Raw genomic sequence first — 25432 nt, 5'->3', positions numbered from 1 at the left:
ATATTTATTGAATGAGTTGTAATTTCTTTAAAGCGTTAATAAGACCATTTTCGGAAACATGATTTGTGACAAATGTCGCATGTTTTTTTAACTGTTCTACGGAATTTCCCATCGCTACACCAGTGCCTACGTATTCAAGCATTTCTATATCATTTAAACCGTCGCCAAATGCAATAGCGTCTTCTGCTGATTTATTTATATACTTCAATAATAATGCGATTCCTTTCGCTTTTGACACTCCCTCAGGTAGAACATCACAGGACGTTCGATGCCAACGAACAAACTTTAAATTCGGAAATTCCTTCTCATATTCCTTTTGATTATCAGAATCACCAAAGATTAGAGCTTGATGAATATCATTCTCTACAAAGAAATTTTCTTCTGTTCGAGGCAATGATATTTTTAAAGAAGAAATACTCTCAAATACATCTGGATGGTCAGTTATATTTGAGACAAATTCATCGTTATTCATATAAACTACTGGTTGCTCGCGTTTTTTTGCGAAATCAGTCAATTGTTGTAACTCTTTCTTCCCTATAACACCTTTATGTATAACTTTGCCTTTAAACTGAACGATTTGACCATTATAACAAATGAATGACTCAATTTTTAATTGATCGAATATAAACTTTGCTGTAAAAGGAGCCCTCCCTGTCGCAATGACAATTTCATGTCCATTTTTCCTTGCTTCATGTATTGCTTCTTTTACACCTATAGGTATATTTTTTTCTTCATCTAAAATTGTTCCATCAATATCAAAAAATAAAATTTTATTTACCATAAAAAAACTCCTCTTTTCTTAATGCTAATTATTTGACTTTTCTGTTTAATTCCTTTACTTAATTCAAAATCGTGTATATAATGAAGTGCAAGGAGTGGGTGGCCATGTTGAAACGCCTGAAAAGGAAATTGTTGAGACGGCTCGGCGGAATGCTTAGAAAAAAAACAATCGCTTAAATTTTTATGCCCTTCATACTTTTGGAGGGCTTTTCTTTATTTTAAATAAGCGTCGTGATAATATAAAGAGAATTGATTTATTTTGAACGTGAAAAAGGAGAGTATAAAATGATTTATAAAGTTTATTATCAAGAGAATGCACTAGAAGTACCAGTTCGCGAAAACACAAAAAGCTTATACGTAGAAGCAGAATCAGAACGTGAAGTACGTTCTACCCTGATTGATCGTAAGTATAATATCGAATTAATTCAACTACTTGAAGGTAATCATTTAGAATACGAACAAGCTAGTTTGAATTTTAAAGTTGAGAAGATATAATCTATGAAATTTGTAAAGAATGATCAAACTGCAGTTTTCGCCCTCGGCGGACTAGGCGAAATCGGCAAAAATACGTATGCTGTTCAATTTCAAGATGAAATTATACTAATTGATGCTGGCATTAAATTTCCAGAAGATGATTTATTGGGAATTGATTATGTTATCCCAGACTACACATATTTAGTAAAAAATGTGGATAAGATTAAAGGTCTTTTTATTACACATGGTCATGAGGATCATATTGGTGGAATTCCTTATTTATTGAAGCAGATCAATGTACCTGTTTATGGTGGGAAATTAGCGCTTGGCTTACTTCGCAATAAATTAGAAGAACACGGTCTACTTCGTCAAACTAAAATGAATGTTATCGAAGAAAATGATGTCATTAAGTTTAGAAAAACTGCCGTTAGCTTTTTTAGAACGACACATAGTATTCCTGATGCTTACGGAATTGTAGTAAAAACACCACCTGGTAATATTGTACATACAGGTGACTTTAAATTTGATTTTACTCCTGTTGGAGAACCGGCAAACTTGACCAAAATGGCTGAAATCGGAAGTGACGGCGTTCTATGTTTACTTTCAGATAGTACAAATGCTGAAATTCCTAACTTTACAATGTCAGAACGTAAGGTAGGGGAGAGTATGGATTCCATTTTCCGAAAAGTAAATGGTCGTATTATATTCGCTACTTTTGCTTCGAATATTCATAGACTTCAACAAGTAACAGATTATGCTGTACAACATAATCGTAAAATTGCTGTATTTGGAAGAAGTATGGACAATGCTATTACAATCGGGAGAGAGCTTGGCTATATAACTGCACCGAAAGAGACATTTGTAGATGTGAGCGCATTAAATCGTTTACCTGCAAATGAGGTGTTAATTTTGTGTACCGGGAGTCAAGGTGAACCTATGGCCGCTCTATCACGTATTGCAAATGGGACACATCGACAAATTCAAATTCAGCCTGGAGATACTGTCGTATTCTCTTCTTCTCCGATTCCTGGTAATAGATCGAGTGTCAATCGTACAATTAACCTGCTTTACCGTGCTGGAGCGGAAGTAATTCACGGTTCTTTGAATAATATCCATACATCTGGACACGGTTCTCAAGAGGAACAAAAGCTTATGCTTCGTCTAATGAAACCTAAATTCTTCATGCCAATTCATGGTGAATACCGTATGTTAAAAATTCATACAGAACTTGCAATTGACTGTGATGTTCTTCCTGAAAATACATTTATAATGGAAAATGGAGATGTGCTTGCTTTAAGTGCAAATGAAGCGCATGTAGCAGGTCGAATCCCTTCTGGTGATATATATATTGATGGAAGTGGTATTGGCGATATTGGTAATATCGTGCTTCGTGATCGTCGAATTTTATCCGAAGAAGGACTAGTAATTGTAGTAGTTAGCGCTGATATGGAAAAGAAAAAAGTCGTTTCTGGACCTGACATTATTTCCCGTGGATTTGTTTATATGCGTGAATCAGGAACAATGATCAATGAGGCACAGCAAATGTTGAACAAGCATTTACGCTTTACCATTCAAGATAAAGAAATTGAATGGTCAGAATTAAAAAACGAAATTACAGATGTATTAAGTCCTTATCTGTATGAAAAAACAAAAAGACGTCCAATGATCTTACCTATTATCATGGAAGTATAAGAATAGCTTAAAACCTTACGAGCACCTTATCTTCAACATTTTCTGAGAGCTTTGTACTATAAATCTGCTGCATTATTACTGTTGCAAGAAAAATGCAAGCGTCCTTTAAGTTCATCTTGTCTTTACTATTTCCAAAGTACTTTGGACGGAACATTGGCTACATTATTAACGAATAATAGTAAAGAGGATCTGGAAGTGACTGCGTCACTTCCAGATCCTCTTTTTTCGGTAATCTTGTGGCAGATGTTTGTCCTTCACCCTCATGGAATATGTAGTAACAAGGTACATAAGGTTTGGAGAATGAGAGAATATGTCCCTTCCTATTCTTTTAAAAGCGGACGAAAATGCAATTTCGTCCGCTCAGCGCTTACTTATCTGTAGATGCTCTCTATTTTTTTAAGTTCCACTTGCCCTATTTATAAACAATGGAAGGTACTAGTTTATTATTTCTACGAAGAATATTTTCTTTCTGAATTGGACTGTTAATTGGAGCGGAAAGCGGCGACTCCTTGAGAATAAGACCTTGAACGTAGCGAAGGAAGCGGCTTGATGCTTGCCCCAGGAAAGCGTCCGCTTGCAGCGGAAATTAACTGTTCTTGGCATGAAAATTCCTATCCTTTTTTAGTTAATCTTGTGGCAGATGTTTGTCCTTCGCTTCCTTACAATATTCAAGAGAAAATGCTGTTTTAGAAAATGAGAGAATAACTATCGTTCTATGGAGGTTGCAAGTTCGGAAACTCTACACTTTTTTTACAATGCGTTCCTTGCTTATTTTTGCAAAAGAATACGACTCGTATAGAGGTGCCGTGTGAGAATGTGACACTTGCTTTAAAATCAAAAAGGCGGATTCACTTTAGAAAAGGGCTGAGCAGCCAAAATTGCATCTTTGGCTGCTTATTGTATGAATAGAAAGGAAGCTATTCTTTGATTCCCAAAAGCTTTGGCACTTCGCTTATTTGTGTATATGGAGAGCGATGGACAAGCGACTACCTCATGATTACCGACGAAAAATGCGGAGGGATGCGACATAGTCGCATCCCTCCGCATCCAGAAATCTAGTTAATGGTGTAGTATTCGTTCAGTCCAAAACAATCCAAAAACAGCTGTATACCAAGTAGCTAGTGTTTTATCACAAAATTAACTAGTAATTTATTGGACATTTTAAGTTAATCAACACATGTGATAATACATCATACTAGTTTTAGCGCCACCTTTTAGAATGTTGCTTTTTCTATGACATTTACGATAATACTTTCTTTTCAAAACGATTAATATCTACATCTGCACCGATTATTATGAGTACATCATTTAATTGGAGTTGCTCATCTGCTTGTGGAGATACAATTATATTATTACCCCTTTTCACAGCAACAATATTAATGCCGTATCTCGCACGTATATCTAAATCGATGATAGAATAGCCTGCAAGTTTTTCATTCACTCTTATCTCCATTATGGAATGCTCATCCGAAAGCTCTAAATAATCCAGAACATTATTAGAAATGATATTATTAGCAATACGAATTCCCATATCTCTCTCTGGATGTACTACTTGATCCGCACCAATCTTACGAAGTACTTTTTCATGGTAATCATTCTGAGCTTTTACAGTAATTTTTTTTACTCCTATTTCTTTTAACATTAATGTCGTTAAAATACTAGATTGAATATCATCACCTATAGCAATAATGACGTGTTCGAAGTTTCGAATACCCAATGACTTCAGCGTTGCTTCATCTGTTGTATCCGCTACAACAGCCTGCGTAGCAATCGAACTAAATTCATCTACGCGTTCTGGAACTTTATCAATTGCCATTACATCAGCGCCTTGGTTCACTAATTCTCTTACAATACTTCCTCCAAATCGACCTAATCCAATGACAACAAATTCTTTTTTCACGCCAATGCCTCCCTACAATTCGATTGAACTAAGTTTACCATAAGAAAACGAATAGTAGATAGGCTTTGTATCTCACATTTTTTGTTCATTCATGAGGAGTATTAAACGTCTTTCTAGCATTTGCATTCCGCTTTCACCGGATTGGTAATGCCTTAGTAACCCTTTCTTATCAAATAAGTAATATGCGGGAACTATTCTATTTTGAAATATTTTCGTAACAATTAGTTCATGATCAAGGCAAATAGGATATGTCATGTTCATTTGCATAGCAGTTTGATAAATTAGATAATCATTTGCATCTTCTATAGTTCTAGGCATATGAATACTAATTATTTTAAATCTATCACCGTATAAGCTTTTCCATTTGTGGAGATGTACCATTGTACTTTTACATTGATTACAGCTTATTGACCAAAATTGAATAAGTACAGGTACATCACCTATGATTTGCTCTTTTGTTACTTGACCATTAACCCATTGTAGATGCCGTGGTAATTCGGGGAACTCCTCTCTCAACTTCATTTAATTCACTCCTTCTTTATATAGTCCTCAGCTATTGTATGCATTTAATATAAAACTGCCTGTTCTCACGTATTGGAAAATGAAAGAATTTGGAAACGGATAACTATGAAAAACGCAAGCGTCCTTAGAATGCATCTTGTCTATTCTATTTCCCGAGTGATTTGGACGAAACATTTGCTCCTGCGGTTACTCGTCGCAAAAAGAATTTTGGCTACACTATTACCGTTGGAATTTTTGTGGATCGTGAAGTGACTGCGTCACTTCACGATCCATTTTTACTGGTAATCTTGTGGCAGATGTTTGTCCGCCACCCTCTTGAAATATTTAATGACATGGTGCATAAAGTTTTGTTAATGAGGGAATAGATCCTTACCTACTCTTTTAAAAGCAGACGAAGAGTCAATTTCGTCCGCTAAGCACTTCTTTATTCATGGATTCTATCTATTTTTTACAGCTTTCACTTGCCCTATAAATAAACAATGGAAAGTACTAGTTCATTATTTCTACAAAGCATATTGTCTTTCTTATTTGCACTGTTGATTGGAGCGAAATGTGGCATCTTCTAGGGGATTAGCAAGCAAATCAAGACACTGGACGAAACGTACCGAAATTAATTTTTGCGACGAGCTTGCGCAGGAGCAAATCTTTTTTGGGACGAGTAACCGCAGGAGCAGATGAAGCGGTTTGATGCTTGTCCGACTTGCAAGCGTCCGCCTGCAGCGGAAATCAACCTGTTCCTTGCATGAAAATCCATAGACTTTTTTATACATAAAAAAATATAAACTCTTGGTAAAGTGATAGGAACCAATTCTCTAGCTTCACTCTCAAATTGACAAACAAAGCAACTTTTTTTTGAATAAATTTAAATAAATTGTTAAAGTAAACTTAAAGTTGTGTTAAAATAAACTTTGTTTGAAAATAGGACATTATTTCACTTCCAAAGGAGTTTCAAAATATGCAAATTGGGAAGAAGATTAAACGATTACGTCTAGAAAAAGGACTTACTCAAGAAGAACTAGGCGAAAGAACAGATCTTAGTAAAGGTTTTATTTCTCAACTAGAAAGAGATATTAATTCACCCTCTATCGAAACGCTTTTTACGATACTAAGTGTGTTAGGTTGTAAACCAAAAGATTTTTTTAATGATGAACATGCACGTACTAAAGTCGTTTTTTCAATAAAAGAGCAAATAACTTTTGAAGATGATGATAAAAATTACAAACTAAAGTGGCTTATTTCCGAGTCCAATGAAAATGAAATGGAACCAGTGCATATTACTTTAGGTAAAAATGGTCAGTTTAAACAATTTGAACCTTCGCTTTCTGAGACATTTATTTATGTGCTACAGGGAGACATCAAACTTACACTTGGAAAGCAGTATTACACAGCTACAAAAGGGGAAGCTATTTATTTTGAAGCTTATGATGAACATTTATTAGAAAACGCATCCCATGAGGAAACACAAATTATTTATGTAGTTACAAATTCTTACTTATAAGAAAAAGCTCTAGAATATATACGTACATAAATAGGGAAATCGATAATTTATTATTAAAAATTGGAGGATTATTATGTTAGACACATCTATTATTCGCTTCGAGAATGTTTCAAAATCCTACGACGCAGATACAAAGGTATTAGAAAGTATTAATTTTGAATTAGAACGCGGCAAATTTTACACGCTATTAGGACCATCAGGTTGTGGGAAAACTACCATCCTGCGATTAATCGCGGGATTTATGCAACCTTCAAGTGGAAACATTTATTTCAATGGAAAGTTAATCAATAACGTCCCCGCTAATGAACGCCAAGTAAACACTGTCTTCCAAGACTATGCATTATTTCCTCATTTAAATGTATTTGAAAATGTTGCATTTGGACTTCGTATTAAAAAAATAGGAAAAAAAGAAATTGAACAAAAAGTTCTAGAAGCACTTAAATTCGTCAATTTAAGTGGTTATGAAAATAGAGAAATTGCAGAAATGTCAGGTGGACAAAGACAGCGGGTTGCAATTGCACGAGCGATTGTAAACGATCCAGAAATTATTTTACTAGATGAGCCTCTTTCTGCTCTAGATTTAAAGCTTCGTTCTGAAATGCAATATGAGCTTCGTGAATTGCAGCAACGTTTAGGGAAAACATTTATATTTGTTACACATGACCAGGAAGAAGCGCTCGCAATGTCCGACGAAATTTTCGTATTGAACGCAGGTCACATTGAACAAAGTGGAACACCAATGGATATTTATGATGAGCCTATTAACCGATTTGTTGCAGATTTTATTGGGGAGTCTAATATTGTTTCCGGAACAATGGTAGCGGACTTCCGAGTACAAATTGGCGGAAAAGAGTTTGAATGTGTGGATAAAGGACTTACTCCTAATGAACATATTGATATTGTGATCCGACCAGAGGATTTAGAAATTACGAGCGTGGAAAATGGAAAGATGAAAGTAAAAGTGGATACGCAATTATTTAGAGGTGTACATTATGAACTTTCAACCTATGATGATGAAGGAAATGAATGGCTTGTCCATTCTACTAAAAAAGCAAATGTTGGCGAATTCATTGGATTAGATTTCGATCCAGAATCGATTCATGTTATGCGATTGAATGAAACAGAAGAAGAATTTGATAAACGTTTAGAATCATACGGAGAAGACGCTTATGCAAACTAAAAGTACAAAGTCGCTTTATCTTGTACCTTATTATGCATGGATTGCGTTATTTGTTATAGCACCTATTGCTTTAGTCACATATTACTCTTTCTTCGATATAAACGGTCATTTTACTATAGAAAACTATAAAAACTTCTTTACATCTGTTTATTTAACATTGACGATTAGTTCTTTCTGGTATGCTTTTCTAATAACGTTATTTTCTCTAATAATTGCTTATCCAACTGCATATTGGCTGACAAAAACGAAGCATAAACAATTATGGTTATTGCTTATCATTATTCCATCTTGGATTAATTTACTTCTTAAAACATATGCATTCATCGGGATTTTCGGTTTATATGGACCAATTAATGCATTTTTAAATGTGTTTGGCATTGGAGGTAAACAAATATTATTTACCGATTTTAGCTTTATTTTTGTATCCGTTTATATTTTCATACCTTTTATGATTTTGCCGATTTTTAATGCACTGGATAAATTAAATCCTTCATTCATAGATGCAAGTAGAGATTTAGGGGCATCTAGTTGGGCAACGTTTACAAAAGTAATTTTCCCTTTAACAATAAATGGGGTAAAAGCTGGGATACAAGCGGTCTTCATCCCTTCCCTTTCTCTCTTTATGATTACTCGATTAATTGCTGGGAATAAGGTTATTACATTAGGTACTGCGATTGAACAGCAATTTTTAGTTACACAAAACTGGGGAATGGGTTCAACTATCGCAGTTTTCTTAATCATCTTTATGGTTATCATTATGATTATTACGGGTCAACGAGATAAGGGGGCTACTTCTCATGGAAAAAATAAGTAAATCAGCGAAGCTATACTTAGCCCTCGTTTTTATCGTGTTATACGCACCTATTCTCTATTTAATATTTTATTCATTCAACAGCGGAGACGCTATGAATAATTTCGAATCTTTTACATGGGAGCATTATGCGGATGTATTTTCGGATACACGTCTTATCATGATTCTTATTAATACGGTTATCGTCGCTTTGTTATCCGCACTGCTTGCAACGATAATTGGCGTTTTCGGTTCCATTGGTATCGTTTATATGCGAAATAAGTCCATCCGCAATTCCATTTTATCGCTAAACAATGTATTAATTGTTAGTCCGGACGTAGTCATTGGGGCTTCCTTCTTAATCTTGTTTACGATGGTTGGTGTTAAATTGGGATTTGCATCCGTACTGATGTCACATATCGCATTTAGTATTCCAATTGTTGTACTGATGGTTCTACCAAAGTTACAAGAAATGAACAGTTCTCTAATTGATGCTGCTGCGGATCTTGGTGCAACAAGACGAGATATTTTCACACGCGTTATTATTCCTTTTATTAAACCAGGTATATTTGCAGGATTTTTCATGGCACTTACTTACTCATTAGATGATTTCGCCGTTACCTTTTTTGTAACAGGAAATGGATTTAGTACCCTTTCTGTGGAAATTTACTCTATGGCACGTACAGGTGTTACATTAACAATTAATGCACTTTCTGGGATCATTTTTTTCGTGACACTTATTCTAGTTGTGGGTTATTACTTTATTAGCCAGCGTGGGAAAAACCCTGCAGGAATGGGGGGACGAAAATGAAAGACATTATAAATGCTATTGTTTCTATAATAATTGTATGTGTTTTACTATTTGTTGCAAATGATTATTTGGACAAAAGCTCCGGAAAAGCGGGTAGTGATACAGTTACAGTTTATAATTGGGGAGAATATATTGATCCAGATTTAATTAAACAATTCGAAGAAGAGTCTGGATACCGTGTTGTATACGAAACGTTTGATTCGAATGAAGCGATGATGACGAAAATAGAACAAGGAGGTACTTCATACGATATTGCCGTACCCTCTGAATATGCCATTGAAAAAATGAAAAAAAACCATTTGCTGCTACCGATTGATCATTCGAAAATCCCAAACCTAAAAAATATAGATCCATATTTTTTGGATTTATCCTTTGATCCCAAAAATGAATATTCCCTTCCCTATTTTTGGGGAACTGTAGGTATAGTTTATAATCCTAGCCTTCTTGATGGACAAACGTTCGACAGTTGGGAAGCACTGTGGGATCCATCCTTAAAAGGGCAGGTTTTACTAGTTGACGGTGCCCGAGAAGTAATTGGTATGGGATTAAATAGCCTAGGTTATTCATTAAACTCAACAGATGATAAAGAATTACAAGAAGCATCTGCTAAGTTGAAAAAGCTTACACCGAATGTAAAGGCAATTATTGGGGATGAAGTAACTCAATTAATGGTTAATGGGGAAGCCCCGGTTGCGCTAACCTGGTCTGGTCAAGCTGCTGATATGATGTCGGAAAATGATGAGTTAGACTATGCTGTACCAGAGGAAGGATCGAATTTATGGTTTGATAATATGGTTATTCCTAAAACGGCCGCTAATATAGATGGTGCTCATGCATTCATTAACTTCATGCTTGGTGCAGAAGTGGCTGCCCAAAACGCAGATTATGTTGGCTATTCAACACCTAATAAAGCTGCAATGGGGCTATTGGATGAAGAAGTGACTTCCAATGAGCGTTTTTATCCAACGGAAGAAATGCGTGATAACTTAGAAGTATACAATGATCTTGGTCCTAAGATGCTCGGTAAATATAACGAGTTATTTTTAAAGTTTAAGATGGGGAAAAACTAATATCTAGAATCGTCTGCTTAAGGACGATTCTAGATTTTCTTTTGGAGAATATGTAATTTATCACGTCTGTTGAGTAACCACTTTCTTGCACAAAATACTTGTAAGGAAAGCATTAAAGTCTTCGTTAAAATTTGTTTGTTTTCGTTTCAGTTTGGACAAAGGTACAATTTTGCGCACTCAGCCTTTTTTTATTACGCGTAATATAGAACGCATTTTTTATATAGTACGCACTAAAGAGGCTCTATTATGTGACCGCTAGGATTTTCGTTACAGGTCGGACGCTTTCCGCCGGGTGAGCGGTGAGCCATCGCCGACGCTACGCGTTCGCCTGCGATTGCTCGTCTGTCTCACTCATCCGGCTGGAGTCGATTTTGCCGCGGGACGCGGCGCGCTTAGGCTGCCCTTTCGATATAATCCCATAGGGTCTTGCTAACTATTCAATAACACCAGATACAATTGTCCGATAAATTATGAGCAACATGGGATGTTTTTTTCGCAACATAAAGATGCATATGCGCAATATAGGACGTGGTACTAGCAACAATCTTGGACAATTGCGCAATATATTGATTGCTTGTACCCAATACTAATAATCTCATGCCAAGTTAAAGCTTTGTTATAAGTCAAACGTCTTTATTCATAGGTTTAATTTGGCATGGGATGACTCCTATTAAGGTACAATATCCATATATTTCTGCAAAACGGAAGCTATCTTGCAATTAGCAAAAAATAAGCATGCATCTTATGAGCGAAAGCACCTATCCTGTGGTAAAGAATCCTGATTGCTCATAATTTACGTGATAGCACTCACTAAATAGCCGTCAACTCACGTTGATTGTAGCGTAAAGCGGCGACTCCTGCCGGAATAGCAAATAAATTTTGCAACGAAAGCGAAGCGGCAGGAGCATGAGCTGAAGACCCTGGACTGAGCGCAAGCGAGGGAATCGGCTGTAGCCATGCCGACGGAAATCAAAGCGGTAACCTACTAGTGTGCACTATATAAACAATGCGGTCTTTGCCCACTTTAATAGGGCGATGCTAGTTTATATAGATGCTGCATAGATAAAGTTAAGCGGTAATTTACTGGTCATTTTTGGCTAATCAACAGACCTGGTAATTTATTATTTTTCGTGACGCGAAAGTTTTTATTTTTTGGAGTATATGTTAGAATCGATAGACGCTTATATGTATAAATGAGAAAGTAGGAAATATACGGTGAAGAATTCAAATCAATTTGCCCTTTACATATTAATGTTCAATATGTTTATTGCAACAGCTGGAATCGGCTTAGTTATTCCGGTCATGCCTCAATATTTACAAACGTTCGGTGTAGCAGGTCAAGCACTAGGTTTTATTATTGCTTCCTTCGCTTTAGGACAATTTTTATTTTCACCTTTAGCCGGAGATTTATCGGATTCGTTTGGCCGTAAAAAACTTATTATAATGGGATTAGTGATTTTTTCCGCCGCGCAATTGTGGTTTGGGCTCGCTACTCATGAATGGATGCTTTATGTTGCACGTTTTATAAGCGGTATTGGGGGAGCTTTTTTGATTCCGGCAACGATGGCATTTGTTGCGGACCTTACAACGATTGAAACTCGTGGAAGGGGTATGGGCTTAATAGGTGCCTCGATGTCCCTTGGATTTATGATTGGACCTGCTTTAGGTGGATTTTTGGCGAAAGTTAGTTTAACTTTCCCATTTTATATGGCTTCTTTAGTTGCGATCCTTTCTGCAATTATCTCTTTTTTCATTTTACCAGATATAAAAAATGCAGTTTTAGCAATTTCCCATGACAAGAAAAAACGTGATAATATATTAGTTCAATTGAAAAAATCTGTTAAAACACCTTATTTTATCATGTTGATCATCATCTTTGTTTTCTCATTTGGTATAGCCAATTTCCAAACAACATTTTCTTTGTATGTGGATCATAAATATAACTACACACCTCAAGATATTGCGATTGTTTTAACAGTTGGAGGATTTATCGGAGTTATTGTCCAATCGATGGTTATAGGTAAGTTATTTAAACGTTTTGGTGAGTTAAATGTTATTTTAGTGAACTTATTTGTAGCTGCTCTAGCACTCTTACTATTCTTTCTAGTGAATGGTTTCTGGCTTGTATTAGTCGTAGCGGCTACCTTTTCGACTGCGACTACCCTTATCCGACCTTCAGTTAATACCATTGTTTCTAAGTTAGCAGGAGATGAACAGGGGTTTGCTGCAGGTATGAATAATGCTTATATGAGTTTGGGTAATATGATCGGCCCAGCACTTGCTGGAATGTTTTTCGATATTAACATCAACCTTCCGTTTATGGTTGGTTCGGTTATTTTGCTATGTGCTTGGTGTGTAACAATTGTTTGGATAAAGAAGAAAAGGCCGGTAATTTAACACATTAGAAAAGTGCAAGCATTCTAAGTACATCCGGTCCTTACTATTTTCAGAGTGCTTTGGACGAAACATTAGCTACACTATTAACGAAGACTTTTAGGAGGATCTTGTGGTGGATGTTTGTCCGTCACCCTCTTGAAATTTGTTGAGACACGTTGCATTTGATTTGGTTAATGAGAGATTAGATGCTATCTATTTCTTTTAATGCAAATCTAACTAATTAGAAATCGCTTTTTAGAATCCAAGAGCTGCATAACCAGGTGATTTATTTACACTTTATGGCACTTCGAGACCAATTGCACTAGACCCGAGACTAATTACTAATTGGAATGAACTGAAAAAATAGCATGTGGAATGAAGCTATAAATGATCTCCAAAATAAGTTAGCGCAACTAAAAACAATATGAATTAACATTTCAAACATACACAGTTTACAAATCTTCTTGTTCATTTAGAAAACTGGTAGTGAAAAAATTTCACTACCAGTTTTTTTTATCGTTTCTTTTTCTCTTTAACAAGCTTTTCAACATTGCTTGTTGCGGTTACAGTTTCTAACGATTCCTTCTTCGTTCTATACAAAGGTGCAAGTAGTCGTCTAAAACCAAATCTTCTAATGGTGATATCAATAAAAAACAATAGTATTGCAGTTAAAATGAGTTTTTGCTGTATTGGTTGCTTTTCGGAGCTTACTAGATGAATTGGACGGAATGCCTCCGAAGCATCTTTAAGCATTTTTCCACCTGTCCGACTAGCAATCAACTCTAACTTACCCGTATTCGGCTTTTGCAACTTATACTCTTCACTATACGGAATCGACATCCCAGCTTGATACACTGCATCTTGTTCATTTGAAACTCGGAAGAATACTAAGCCCGGTTCACTTTCAACCGTCACTCGGGATTTTCCAGGCGCAATCGGCTCGGAAGTAACAGGTAACTCTACTCCTTTTTCATTCACAGCTGCTACTTCAATAAATGATGATTTTCCGGAAGGATCTATTACTGTATAACTGCCGTCGTTAGCTTTTTGAATTGTAAAAGGAACTTCACTATACGCAGGTAAAAGTCTTGAAACTGCCGTGTTCCAAAAATCGCCCCAATTTTTCCATCTTGCGAAGTCACCACTCCACTCCCCTGTAGAATCTGAAGTAAAAGCAATGGTTCTTCCTAATCCATACATCCATTCGGCGAGTACCGGATCTTCTTTCTCACTTTCTGCTATTACAGATGCCATTTGTTTTGGAGTTGTTGCAATATAAGCATTCATCTGTGGAACCCCTTCAGCAAATAAGCTAGTCCATGTTGGATCACCATAAATAATGGGATAGAAAGGATTATCTTCAATATATGTGCGAGATATCATCGCAGTCTCCGTAGCCATAATAGCAGGAATAGTTGATTCATCCGCGACATCATAAAAGGTCCCCGCTCCCATCTCCGCCAAGCTTTCCAGTAGTGCTCGATCCGCATCTTGACCTACTGCCACAGTTGAAATTGTTATATTGTCTTTAGCACCTTCTTCTATTAATGTTTGGTAATCACTATTTTTATAAGACTGCCCATCCGTCAATAAAATCACATGCTTCCGCTGAAGCTTTAATGGTGCTAAGCGCTCATATGCAAGTGCAAGCCCGGGATAAATTTCCGTTCCTCCTCCAACACCAACTGATAATATAGTATCCAATGCTTCTTCTTTATTGGAAAGAGGCGCTGGCTCAATAATTTCCCATGGACGATCATCAAATGCAATAAATCCAAGCGTATCTCCTTCTCGAAGCATTTCAACTGAACGTGCTGCCGCTTCTTTTGCATAATCAAATTTAGAGCCGCTCATACTTCCTGAACGGTCCATAACTATTACTAAACCAAGTGTTGGTAGCTGATGCTTTCCTTTAATCTCCATTTCAACAGGTAGTAACTTTTCAATAGGGGTTTTAAAATAACCTCCTAATCCAAAGCTATTTTCCCCTCCAACCATCATAAATCCTACGCCAAAATTTTTCACCGCTTGTTCGATGACCATCATTTTTTGTTCACCAACTTCATGGCCAGGAACATTATCAAAAACAATCGCGTCATACGCTAAATAATTAGATAAATCAAATGGGAGTGCGGTTGCGTCAATGACGTCTGTTTGAATTGCTGCTTGATCAATAACCGTCGGAATATTGGAATGCTTCCCATCTTGAGTCACTACTAATACTTTTGGTGAGCTTTCTACATTTGTTACGCTCGTTAACTTATTATTTTCAATTAATTCGTCACCTGGGACAATTATTTGTACTTCATACTTTAATAACCCTTCTCCAGTAGAGGAGTTTCGAAATGTAAAGCTATTTGTACCTTTTTCCAGCGACACGTGTTCACGGGATATTATTTGATCATTTTGATAAAGAAGAAGTTCACCTTTTGTATCGTTGGTAGATTCCAATTGAACGTTTAGCTGCTGTTGTTCCCCTTCAAACGCAACTGGAGGGGTCTCGAATGAAGTGATTGCAACATCTTCGGAAGCAATTCTTTCCAATTGGACGACGTCAATTGTGATATTCCCACCTGCAATTTTCATTAGCTCGTCTGCAACAGATCCACTTGTCTCTAATCCATCCGAAAAAAGGATGATCCTCGTCGCCTTATTCGGCTCCACAATCCCCGTTGAGAGTTGCAATGCTCTTGCTATGTCTGTATTGCCTGAAGCTCTCATTGGAGTGAAAACTGGTAAATTTACTTCTCCCTTTGTTAAAGCTACTTCGGTTTGAAAGTCTTCTGCAAACGTATACACTCCGACTAGTTGTGTGTCTTTCCTTGACGTTAAGCTTTTTTCAATCCATTCTGCCACTTGTTGATCGGTTCCTTGAACAGAAGCAGAGCGATCCACTAAAAAGAGGACTTGTTCTTCTTTAATTGGCAATAAAAGATAAGGATTCGTTAATCCAAGAACTAAACAAAAAACAGCAACAATACGAATAAAAAATACTACTTTTCCTTCTCTTCGAAAAACCTTTTTATCTTTTTTCCATGTCCAACTAAAATACAGAAGAATTGGTACAAATAACAAAAGCCATAGTGGTTGGTCAATTCGTAAATCCACGTCGTCTTTGCACCTCCCACTCCATTACAAATAAGAACAACAAAACTATTAATAGATAAGGAACAAACGAATGCTTACTAAAATTTGCTTTCGACTCTATTTGTTGCCCACCTAATCTATAAGTCGTTCCCTTTACAATTGCTTTTTCTTTTTGAGATAAAGCAACGACAAAGTTTTTTTCTACATCTTTCGAACGAAGTACATATAAACCAGGCTTTTTGGGTGCTATAAATGCTCCTCCATTTTCAATAGAATATTCATAGGAATCGTCCGACGTATAAATATCCCATTCATTCGTAGCACTTCCAAGAGATAATGGTTTTCGCTCATTTGGTGAAAAAGTACCTAAATACGTATTTCCAGCAGAAAGCTGTTCTTTCACACTCCACATAAAAAGAGGAAACGATGGGCTTAACGGCCAATCTGTCATTTGAATATCTGAGAGTACTATAATATCTCCACGAGGAGAAACTTGTATAAACGGCTCTTCTCCCACAGTTGCGATTGTTGTAAAGCCTTCTACTGGAGGGTAAACAGTACTTACATAAATATCGGAAAAATTAGCAAAAGAAAATAAGGCATGCTCTGTTGTTTGTACAACCCCGTTTACTTCCTTAGCTGAAGCATCATTTCTACCGATAAATAAAGAAGGACGTCCTAATTGATCAACCAATTCGAATTGATTTGTAACGATAATGCCTTCTTCCTGTAACAATCCTATTTGCTCAGTAGGAACGCTGCTTACTTCTATATCCATCGATTGAAATGCAGTCCTTACAAGTGAGTGCATAGAGGTATCGATAAACACTTTAGATATTTGATCTTGCATAATTACGGTCATGGAATTGTCTAAAGCATATTGATCTTTGATATCGATCGAGGCACTTAAAAAGGATGATTCCAATAGTTCATTAAATGAACGAGTAATCGTTTCATTTGGTGGAATCGTTACGTTTTCTTTCACTAATTCTTTCTGTTCATTTGAAATTGTGAGTATTGTATTCTGTTCTTTATTGGATTGATTGACTAATTGAATTAAAGCAGAAATACCATTGTTCGTTTTCGTAGCTCCAAATCGCTTAATAGATATGTTAGTTACTTCCGATGTTAATCCTTCCACATTCCAACTTACATTTTTATATTTCAATGGCAAGGAGTGACGTTCTAAATGATCCGTAAAAATATAAACGGATGTAGCTTTATTTTGAAAAAAAGATTGAGCAAAATCTAAAGACTTCGACATGTTTTCATCTTCATAACTTACTTCTAATTGATCAATCGCATTGTTTATTTGGTTTTGATCTGTTTCTTGTCGAATAATAACTGCAGGTTGATTTCCTGTCGTAATAATCGTTAACGGTTTACCTGACAACTGTTCAACAAATCGCTTCATTTCTTTTTTATGTTGATCGAAAAGTGTTGAATCATTTGTTTTCACTTCCATCGTCGCTGAAGTATCAACTATAAACACAATTTGTTCTCCAGCGAGTGCCTTCGTTTTCCAATACGGTTGAAGTAATGCCAAAACAAGTAAAATCATCGCAAGCATTTGTAAATAAAATAACATATTACGTTGCAAATGTTGCAAATAAGGTGAAGCCCTTGTTTCCTTCATCACTTCTTGCCAAAAAAGAGTAGAAGAAACAGGTTGCTTTATATATTTTTTTCGAAAGAAATAGTAAATCAATACAGCTATTGGAAAAATGGCTGTCCATAAAAATAGTAATTGATTAAACCCCAAATAGTTTCACCTCATTGCACCCAGTTTGCACGTAATAGTTGATGAAATAGAACGTGAGAGATACCGTCGTTTGCATTCACTTGTAGTAGTCTCACTCCGAACTTACTACATAATAACTCAAGACCTTGTTGGTGATATTTTCTTTCATGTTCATACGTTTCAATTACTTTGGAAGACATTGATACATTCAATAAATGGGAAGTTTCCACATCTTGTAATTGCACATCACCTGTATAAGATGGTGCTAGCTCTTCCGTTGTTATTACTTGTAAAATGCGTATATCCCCTGCAAATCTAGGGAGTTTTTGAAGCAGTTTCTCCCAAGACTCAAGGCTTTCTAAGCAGTCCGTTATGATAAATAGTACCGTACTATCTTTTGGTAAAAATGAAATTGCATTGTTGGAAAATGATTGTGTCATGATAGGCTCTTTTAAATCAGAAATAGTTTGGGTAAAGGCCTTTAGGTAAGTGGCCCCCTTACGTCTAAATGGAGGGGGCTTTTCATTAGTAACTGCCGAAAAAGATAAACGGTCATCTCGTTGCAATACGAGAATTCCAAGAGATACAGCAAGTTGTTTAGAAAATGTCCATTTCAATTTTTCACCCATTGATTTTGTAGAATCGAGTAAGATATGTACTCGCATTTCTTGTTCATCTAAAAATCGTTTAATAAAATACTTGTCTGTTCGAGCATATACATTCCAATCAATTTGGCGTACATCATCTCCAGGACTGTACTCTCTAAAATCTGAAAAATCAAGTGATGCTCCGAAGCGTTGGGAACGATGGGAGCCTTTATGCAGCCCGCGAAGCTTGGATTTGGTAGAGATGGATAGTCGACTTAATTTTCCAATCCACTCTTTCGGTACCAATGGATCTGTACTCATACGATTTGCCCTTGTTTAATCGTTTGTAAAATTAAATCTACCATTTCATCCGCTGTTTTCCCCTCTGCTTCTCCTTCGTAATTAAGTAATAAACGATGTCTAAGTACAGGTTTTGCAACAGACTTAATATCCGCAATCGACACATGATAGCGTCCAGCAACTAAAGCACGTGCTTTCGCAAGTTTTATCAAGCTTAGTAAGCCCCGAGGACCACTTCCATATTGAACATATTGTGCAATTTCTGGAATAGAGGAAGCTTCTGGGTGCGTAGCTGAAATAATTTCTACAGCATACTCCAACATATCATCTGCGATTAATATTTCTTTTACCATTTGCTGGGCATGCACAATTTCTTCCGAATTCATTATTTTATTTAATACAATAGACTGTCCACCTGTCGTTCGCTTTGTAATTTCCATCATTTCTGCTTTTGTTGGATAAGAAACAAGAATTTTACAAAGGAAACGGTCCATTTGTGCTTCTGGTAATGGATATGTTCCTTCCATTTCAATTGGATTTTGTGTAGCAAGTACAAAGAATGGTCTATCCATCTGCTTCGTTTCGCCGAGTACGGTAACCGTTTTTTCACCCATTGCTTCTAATAATGCACTTTGTGTTTTCGGAGTTGCGCGGTTTATTTCATCCGCTAAAACCATTTGGCTAAATATTGGCCCTTTTTGAAAGGTGAATTGTTGTTTACCATTTTCTAATCGTTCAATCATACTCGTTCCAGTAATATCGGATGGCATTAAATCCGGAGTGAACTGGATTCGGGAGAATGATAAATCAAGCACCTCGGATATAGTTCGAATAAGCATTGTCTTACCAAGGCCAGGTAACCCTTCTAGAAGCGCATGACCGTCTGCTAAAACACAATAGATCGAAAACTCCACTGCTTCTTTTTGACCAACGATAAAATGTCCGATTTCTATTCGAACTTCCTCTAAACGTTTACTCATTTTGACATAATCTTCTGTTGTAAAAGTCATAAGTCCCCTCCACTATTCCCTATTCTCGACTGATGAAAAATAATTTTGAACGAGCCGCTGTAGATCAGTTGGTAACTGCATTCTCTCAGAGCTTTTTAGATACGATTCCGAGTATTCATTCACTACTTCTTCATAAGGCTTAGCCGACCCACGAGTCACTGGTACTTCTCCAGGTTGTTGACTTGCTGCTTCTCCGTCCCCAAGTTTCCCTCCATCTACAGTTGTTTCACCAGTTCCTCCAATTCTTGAAGGAATGGAAAGCAAGTCCCGACCACCAGATCCTGTTCCTGTTCCTGTTCCTGTTCCTGTTCCTGCTCCTTGTCCTTGTCCTTGTCCCTCGCCTTGACCTTGACCTTTCCCTTGGCTCTGGCCTTGACCTTGACCGTGACTTTTCCCTTGGCTCTGACCTTTTTCACCATTCCCTTTACTTTCACCAGAGTCAGCTTCTTCTTCTTTTCCAGCCTCCGATTTTCCCGAATTGCTTTTATCATTATTAGTTGAGATCGGATTTCCTTGAGCTATCTGGCTCGCAGTAAAGGGGAATGATTTTCCCATTTTACTTAGTGCAGTTTGAATAGAAGAGGCACTCTTCGCTAAAGTATTGTTTACATCCTCTAACGAAGCTAATTCTTTTTGTTCCTCTGCTGTTAAAGAGGAATCAGTGGAACCTTCTTGTTCCGAAAGTTCTTTCTTTTTTTCTAGTTTCTGTTCTTTTAAAGCCAATTCTTTTTGCTTTTTTACTACTTCACGTAATGCCTCTTCCGCCGTATCTACTTCTTTTAGTTTTTCTTTTAATTCCTTCAAATCTTTCTTTATAGACTTTGCTAATTGCTTTTTTTCTTGCTGTTCTATTTCTTTTTTCATTTCATCGACAATTTGATGTTCTTTTTCAATGTCTTTCGCTTCTAATTGGGTTGCTGCAGGAAATGCAGACAAAACAAGTACAACAGTAAAAGCAAGTACACATCCTAAAATCAATTTAGGCTGTAAATAATGTTTTTCACGTTGTTTAAATTTCCTAAATGCTTCTTTACTTTCTAGCTCGGTCTTTTCTAGCAACCCTTTTGCAAGCGCAGATTTTTCAGGAAGAAAAGATAGAGCAGTTACGAATATATTATCTGAAAAAAAGGAATCCAACTTTTGTAATGCATATTCCTTCGAAGGCCTTATCCAAAATGCATATAAAAACACTGCTACTAAAACAATAACTCCAACAATTACTGCAGTTCGGATATAGTATGGAAATACAAATAAGCGAGAAATAAGTAGAATAGCCGCTGCAGAAGAAAAGCCAACAAACAATGCCGCTTGAAGCAGTCGTATATAATGCTCTATGGCAAGTTTAAGCCTAGCTTTTTGAACAAATCGTATAAGCTTATGGGGACTACTCACCTTAAATTCCTCCTCATCTTGTACGTTTCATATTAACGCGCAGCTTTTTCACTGCAATAAAGATAGTTAATATAGTTACGCAAGCATAAAAAATCGTATATCCTGCCCAAATTGGAAAGTCTACTAGTGTAGATTGACTAATAAAACTATCTGATCCTTGAGAAATAAGCGTAAGCATTAAAACTATCGGATTAATACTTGCAAAAAAGTGACCGATTGGCGATGAAGTGAGTGTTCCAGTTACCATACTATTCATCCCTGTTATAACTAGATATATAAAACCAGTGACAGCAGTTAGGAAAATCATTGTTCCATACGTTGCAATCATTGCTACAATCGTTTTACGAATAATCGTGGAATACATAATTCCTATCCCGCCAATAGCAAGCATGGTTAAAAAGAAGAATAAGAAAATGATTCCAAGCTGACTTGGAGATACTCCACCAAAAAGGAAAACTAGACTATAAATAGGTAGCCCAGCCACTAATAACAAAAGAAGAAATGCAATAGACGAAGTTAATTTTCCCATAATGATTTGAAACGAAGTTTGAGACGTTGTTAGTAAAATGTTTAATGTTTGTTTCTCACGCTCCGTACTAATAGCACCTGCCGTTAAGCCTGGGGTAATAAAGAGAATAAGCCCTAGTTGAATATACGTCAGCATAGCAAACATCAAAAAGCTTTCTTCTGGCCGGAAATAACCAGTACCAGTAAAGGATGTAGTAAGCATAATAAAGCCAAAAACAAAAATACACATCGCAATTAAATAAAAAAGAATCCCAGTAAAGCTTTTAAGCGAACGAAAGCGTAACTTAATCTCTTTTTTTAATACCGGATTTGAAAAGGATGGTTTCATTTTATTTCGCCCCTTTCGTAATTTCCATAAAGACATCTTCAAGGTTGGTTTCTGCTTCTGAGAAAGATATAACCCTTAAATTATGCTCCAAAGCTTTCTTCAATAAGTTAATTTGATCTTCTTCTGTTCCCCGATAATTAAAAATAATACTATTTTTCTCCAGCTGTATTTCTACTTTGGAAGCAAAAGGATCTTCTTCAAAAAATGTAACTGCATTTTCTAATAATCCTTTTATTTTTACGGTAATTTTTCTTTCTCCTGCAAGTTGGGCTTGGATTTCCGCAACCGAACCATGTGCAATTAGTCTCCCGCCGTCGATAACCCCAATCTCATCGCACATTTCGGCAAGCTCTGGCAATATATGCGAAGAGATTAATATTGTTTTCCCCATATCTTTTAATTGCCTTAAAATATCCCTCATTTCCACTCGTGCGCGAGGATCAAGTCCAGAAGCAGGTTCATCCAGTATTAACACTTTAGGATCATGTATAAGTGCACGTGCCAAACATAAACGTTGTTTCATACCACGTGATAACAGATCAACGTATTCATAGCGCTTATGTGTTAAGTTAACAAGCTCTAATAATTGAGGTATTAACTTCTCTCTTTCAGATTCTGCTATTCCGTAACTTGCACCATAAAAATCTAAATACTCATTTGCTTTTAATTGGTCATAAACACCAAAAAAGTCTGGCATATAGCCTATTTGCTTGCGAACTTCATGCGCTTCCGTTTTCACACTTTTTCCATTAACAAAAGCATCTCCTGCAGTTGGCTGCAAAAGCGTTGCAAGTATAGAAAATGTCGTAGACTTGCCTGCTCCATTTGCCCCAACAAATCCGAATACTGTTCCTTCATTTAAAGTGAGGTTCAAATCATTTAAAGCATAAAAGGAACCGTATTTTTTCGTTAATCCTTGAATCTCAATCATTATTGAACCTCTCCTTTTAAACGTATTTCTGGAAGTCTCGTAAATGAATCTCCTTGAACAGATTTTTTATGCAATTTGTAATATATTTCTCCTGAATGGTTAAGATAGTTTTGAATATTTTCAGTTACTGTATATCTACTTTCGTCAATTTCTTCAAAAGCTTGAGTTGCAGTATTCCAAATTTCAATAGTTTGCGAATTACGATCTGTATTTGCTATTTGCAATTGCGTCCATGTTATTTTATCAGTAGGAATTGTTTCGGCAATTTTCCAGTATACATTATATTCTCCATCTTCCAAATTCCACTCTAAATTACTATTTTCAACTGGCTGCATATACTTTCCAGAAGTATCTGTATTCACATTTACAGTAAACGTACTTGCAGGAAGTACAAAATCCCCTGCCAAAATAGTCTCTGCTTTAAATGGTTGAATAATTAAATGAAGTGCAGACATTTCTACTTTCTTGTTTTTCAATTCAATTGGAATAATATTATCTTCTGAAAATGCAGTTACTGCTGGGCTAGTTCCTAGTTGATTAAACATTTGACTAGAAGCGTATAAGGACTGTTTTCTTTGATCAAATAAATCATCTACATTTGGTACTGGCATGCCGTAGTTTCGATTAATATACGGGTTCGAAGTAGGTGTTAACATGACAGATCCAAGTTCTTTATTCACTTCTATTTTTTCCCCAGGTTGAAGATCTCCTAGTTTAATCAGTTTACTTCCCGACCATATAGATGCATCTTTTAGTGTGAAAGGAAAATCATTTTGAACTGTTCCAATTATTTTACCGGCTTCTACACGAAGATCGACTGTAAAGTTCCCAACATTTTGAAGATGTGCATCTCCTAGAAAAGAAGATACGGACCAGTAAGCTACGTCTCTAAAAGTCAACTCACTATTTGTCGCATGTTTTTCTAAAATGGCTTTTTCATGTATGTTAGGAGACTGTCCAGTGAACGAATTCGTATTTCTTTGGGCGACCATTGTTGTAGAGGAAGGAGCTTCAAAAGAAAACTCTCCACTTTTATTGCTTAAAAGTGATTCCACATAATATCCATTTATACTTTTATCTTCATTGACATAAAGAAAGGAAGATTGCTGAACTTGTGGACGTGCAATACGATCCTTAGCTCCATAGCCAAAGATTGCAGCTGAGGCAACAATAGCTGTTAATGGAATTATGCCCCAGGCAAATTCTCTTTTGTCTTTTCTTTTCAATATAATATATAATAGCGGTCCAACTAAGATCATATACACTAAAACAATAACGATCATTAATGGTGTTGATACTTTAAACGAACTGAATAAGGAATTTGTACTTCCTAATTCATATACTAATTGGTCTTTAGTGTTGTAATTGGAGCCATACATACTTGAAGTATTTTGTATTTTAATAGACTGCAAAATAGTAGCCATTAAGTCGCTATATACTGGGTCTTTTGCTAAAGGCTCATCCCCAAGTGAAAATGTTGTTTGGATGATCGTACCACTACCTAATTTTTTCTTTGCAGCTAATATTGTTCCATCAAGATCAAGTAGTTGTGTAGCCCCTTCATTCAGCGAAGCATTAGTGACTTTTAAATCATTTGACAATAAGTTATTCGCGGTAAAAGCACGAACTTTTTCTGCTGCTAACGTTTTAGTGTTTGTTTGTAGTGTTAACGGTAAGAACTCTCCAATCTTTCCTAGTTCTGCAGTTGTGTTATCGGAAGCCCCAACTACAATATTTCCGCCACTACCTATATAATCAATTAGTGCCTGCTGTTGTTTCTCTGCTAAATCAGCCAAAACAAATTCATCGATTATGATGTAATCAGCCATTTGCCATGCTGTCGCTTCCAGTGGTAATGGGAAATTACTCAATTGAGCTACATGAATCACTTCTCGACTTAATTGGTTTTGTTGTTTAATTTGACTAAGTACTCTTAAACGGTCTGCACTATTTGTTAATGTAAGATAAAAAATAGTAGCTGGGTCTACAAAAGTGGCTCTTAAATTTTTTGTGCCTTTATAATCGATTGATTTTCCTTTTTTCCAACCATCTTCGTAAAAATGGATTAACTGAGCATTAGATCCTTGATACATATAGTCTTCTGTCAATCCAGATGCAACTATTTGAATTGTCTTTGTTTCTCCTGTTCCAATTTCAAAAGGGATTGCTTGTGCATTGCCAAGATTATATGACTCTGAAATATCAAGTACTATATCCCCCGAAAAAGCATCCCCTTTATTTTCCACGGTTATGTTGATTGGCAAACCCTCTCCATATTTAGCTTTTCCATTAAAGCCAGCCGTTGCTTTTACTTGTAAGTTAGGAGCTGCTAAAGCATCAATTGTCGGTAGTAATGTGAAGTATATTAAAAGTGCTGTTAAAAACAACGAAAACTTTCGGATAAACATATATAGTCCTCCCTTACCTTTATATGT

The 25432-nt window shown here is 36.3% G+C and carries 20 protein-coding genes; 9 read left to right on the top strand and 11 right to left on the bottom strand.

The window, feature by feature from the left end:
* Positions 1–4: 4 nt before the first annotated feature.
* The gene (locus PB01_RS05465; RefSeq protein ID WP_151699262.1) at positions 5–781 is read right to left on the bottom strand and encodes a Cof-type HAD-IIB family hydrolase; all 777 of its coding nucleotides are present in this window, start codon (positions 779–781) and stop codon (positions 5–7) included.
* A 284-nt stretch (positions 782–1065) separates the two neighbouring features.
* Between PB01_RS05465 and PB01_RS05460 the strand changes: the two genes are divergently transcribed.
* The 3 genes from PB01_RS05460 to PB01_RS20890 all read left to right on the top strand — a co-directional run bounded on the left by PB01_RS05460 (position 1066) and on the right by PB01_RS20890 (position 3636).
* The gene (locus PB01_RS05460; RefSeq protein ID WP_151699261.1) at positions 1066–1275 is read left to right on the top strand and encodes a DNA-dependent RNA polymerase subunit epsilon; all 210 of its coding nucleotides are present in this window, start codon (positions 1066–1068) and stop codon (positions 1273–1275) included.
* Positions 1276–1278: 3 nt separating this feature from the next.
* Positions 1279–2946, top strand: coding sequence for a ribonuclease J1 (rnjA, locus tag PB01_RS05455; RefSeq protein ID WP_151699260.1), 1668 nt, complete (start codon positions 1279–1281; stop codon positions 2944–2946).
* 549 nt (positions 2947–3495) lie between these two features.
* A complete protein-coding gene (locus PB01_RS20890) occupies positions 3496–3636 on the top strand; it encodes a hypothetical protein (RefSeq protein WP_192797481.1) in 141 nt (46 codons plus the stop codon).
* Positions 3637–4186: 550 nt separating this feature from the next.
* Here PB01_RS20890 and PB01_RS05450 read toward each other — a convergent pair.
* A complete protein-coding gene (locus PB01_RS05450; protein WP_151699259.1) occupies positions 4187–4846 on the bottom strand; it encodes a potassium channel family protein in 660 nt (219 codons plus the stop codon).
* Between the two features lie 72 nt (positions 4847–4918).
* On the bottom strand, positions 4919–5368 hold the full coding sequence (locus PB01_RS05445) for a thioredoxin domain-containing protein (protein ID WP_151699258.1): 450 nt from the start codon (positions 5366–5368) through the stop codon (positions 4919–4921).
* 955 nt (positions 5369–6323) lie between these two features.
* On the opposite strand from PB01_RS05445, the gene PB01_RS05435 reads away from it, so the two are divergent.
* From PB01_RS05435 to PB01_RS05410, 6 genes are all read left to right on the top strand, one after another.
* Positions 6324–6866 (top strand): helix-turn-helix domain-containing protein, encoded by a 543-nt coding sequence (locus PB01_RS05435; RefSeq protein WP_151699256.1) that lies wholly within the window; start codon positions 6324–6326, stop codon positions 6864–6866.
* Between the two features lie 73 nt (positions 6867–6939).
* Positions 6940–8046, top strand: a complete 1107-nt coding sequence (locus PB01_RS05430; RefSeq protein WP_151699255.1) for an ABC transporter ATP-binding protein — start codon at positions 6940–6942, stop codon at positions 8044–8046.
* Complete coding sequence (locus PB01_RS05425) at positions 8036–8860, top strand: ABC transporter permease (RefSeq protein WP_151699254.1); 825 nt, start codon at positions 8036–8038, stop codon at positions 8858–8860. Before PB01_RS05430 ends, PB01_RS05425 begins: the two co-directional genes overlap by 11 nt.
* Entirely contained in the window at positions 8844–9647 is an 804-nt protein-coding gene (locus PB01_RS05420) for an ABC transporter permease (RefSeq protein WP_151699253.1), read from the top strand. Before PB01_RS05425 ends, PB01_RS05420 begins: the two co-directional genes overlap by 17 nt.
* Complete coding sequence (locus tag PB01_RS05415) at positions 9644–10717, top strand: ABC transporter substrate-binding protein (RefSeq protein WP_151699252.1); 1074 nt, start codon at positions 9644–9646, stop codon at positions 10715–10717. The genes PB01_RS05420 and PB01_RS05415 overlap by 4 nt, the downstream gene beginning before the upstream one ends.
* A 1215-nt stretch (positions 10718–11932) precedes the next feature.
* Positions 11933–13114: an MFS transporter gene (locus tag PB01_RS05410; RefSeq protein WP_264158168.1), complete on the top strand. Its 1182-nt coding sequence runs from the start codon at positions 11933–11935 to the stop codon at positions 13112–13114.
* 492 nt (positions 13115–13606) lie between these two features.
* Here PB01_RS05410 and PB01_RS05405 read toward each other — a convergent pair whose 3' ends face one another.
* The 8 genes from PB01_RS05405 to PB01_RS05370 are packed head-to-tail and all read right to left on the bottom strand — an operon-like array spanning position 13607 to position 25405.
* Positions 13607–16201, bottom strand: a complete 2595-nt coding sequence (locus PB01_RS05405) for a VWA domain-containing protein (RefSeq protein WP_151699251.1) — start codon at positions 16199–16201, stop codon at positions 13607–13609.
* Entirely contained in the window at positions 16185–17942 is a 1758-nt protein-coding gene (locus PB01_RS05400; RefSeq protein ID WP_151699250.1) for a vWA domain-containing protein, read from the bottom strand. Before PB01_RS05400 ends, PB01_RS05405 begins: the two co-directional genes overlap by 17 nt.
* A gap of 11 nt (positions 17943–17953) precedes the next feature.
* The gene (locus tag PB01_RS05395; RefSeq protein ID WP_151699249.1) at positions 17954–18829 is read right to left on the bottom strand and encodes a DUF58 domain-containing protein; all 876 of its coding nucleotides are present in this window, start codon (positions 18827–18829) and stop codon (positions 17954–17956) included.
* On the bottom strand, positions 18826–19818 hold the full coding sequence (locus PB01_RS05390) for an AAA family ATPase (RefSeq protein ID WP_151699248.1): 993 nt from the start codon (positions 19816–19818) through the stop codon (positions 18826–18828). The genes PB01_RS05395 and PB01_RS05390 overlap by 4 nt, the downstream gene beginning before the upstream one ends.
* Positions 19819–19830: 12 nt before the next feature.
* Positions 19831–21210, bottom strand: a complete 1380-nt coding sequence (locus tag PB01_RS05385) for a DUF8809 domain-containing protein (protein ID WP_151699247.1) — start codon at positions 21208–21210, stop codon at positions 19831–19833.
* A 13-nt stretch (positions 21211–21223) separates the two neighbouring features.
* Positions 21224–22066 carry an ABC transporter permease gene (locus PB01_RS05380; protein WP_151699246.1) on the bottom strand — a complete coding sequence of 281 codons (843 nt, stop codon included), beginning with the start codon at positions 22064–22066 and terminating at the stop codon, positions 21224–21226.
* Position 22067: 1 nt separating this feature from the next.
* Positions 22068–22997 carry an ABC transporter ATP-binding protein gene (locus PB01_RS05375; protein WP_151699245.1) on the bottom strand — a complete coding sequence of 310 codons (930 nt, stop codon included), beginning with the start codon at positions 22995–22997 and terminating at the stop codon, positions 22068–22070.
* Positions 22997–25405 (bottom strand): DUF8725 domain-containing protein, encoded by a 2409-nt coding sequence (locus PB01_RS05370; RefSeq protein ID WP_151699244.1) that lies wholly within the window; start codon positions 25403–25405, stop codon positions 22997–22999. The genes PB01_RS05375 and PB01_RS05370 overlap by 1 nt, the downstream gene beginning before the upstream one ends.
* Between the last annotated feature and the right edge of the window lie 27 nt (positions 25406–25432).

It is taken from the genome of Psychrobacillus glaciei (genome assembly GCF_008973485.1).
Taxonomy (GTDB): domain Bacteria; phylum Bacillota; class Bacilli; order Bacillales_A; family Planococcaceae; genus Psychrobacillus; species Psychrobacillus glaciei.
This window is presented reverse-complemented; position numbering and strand designations above follow the sequence as displayed.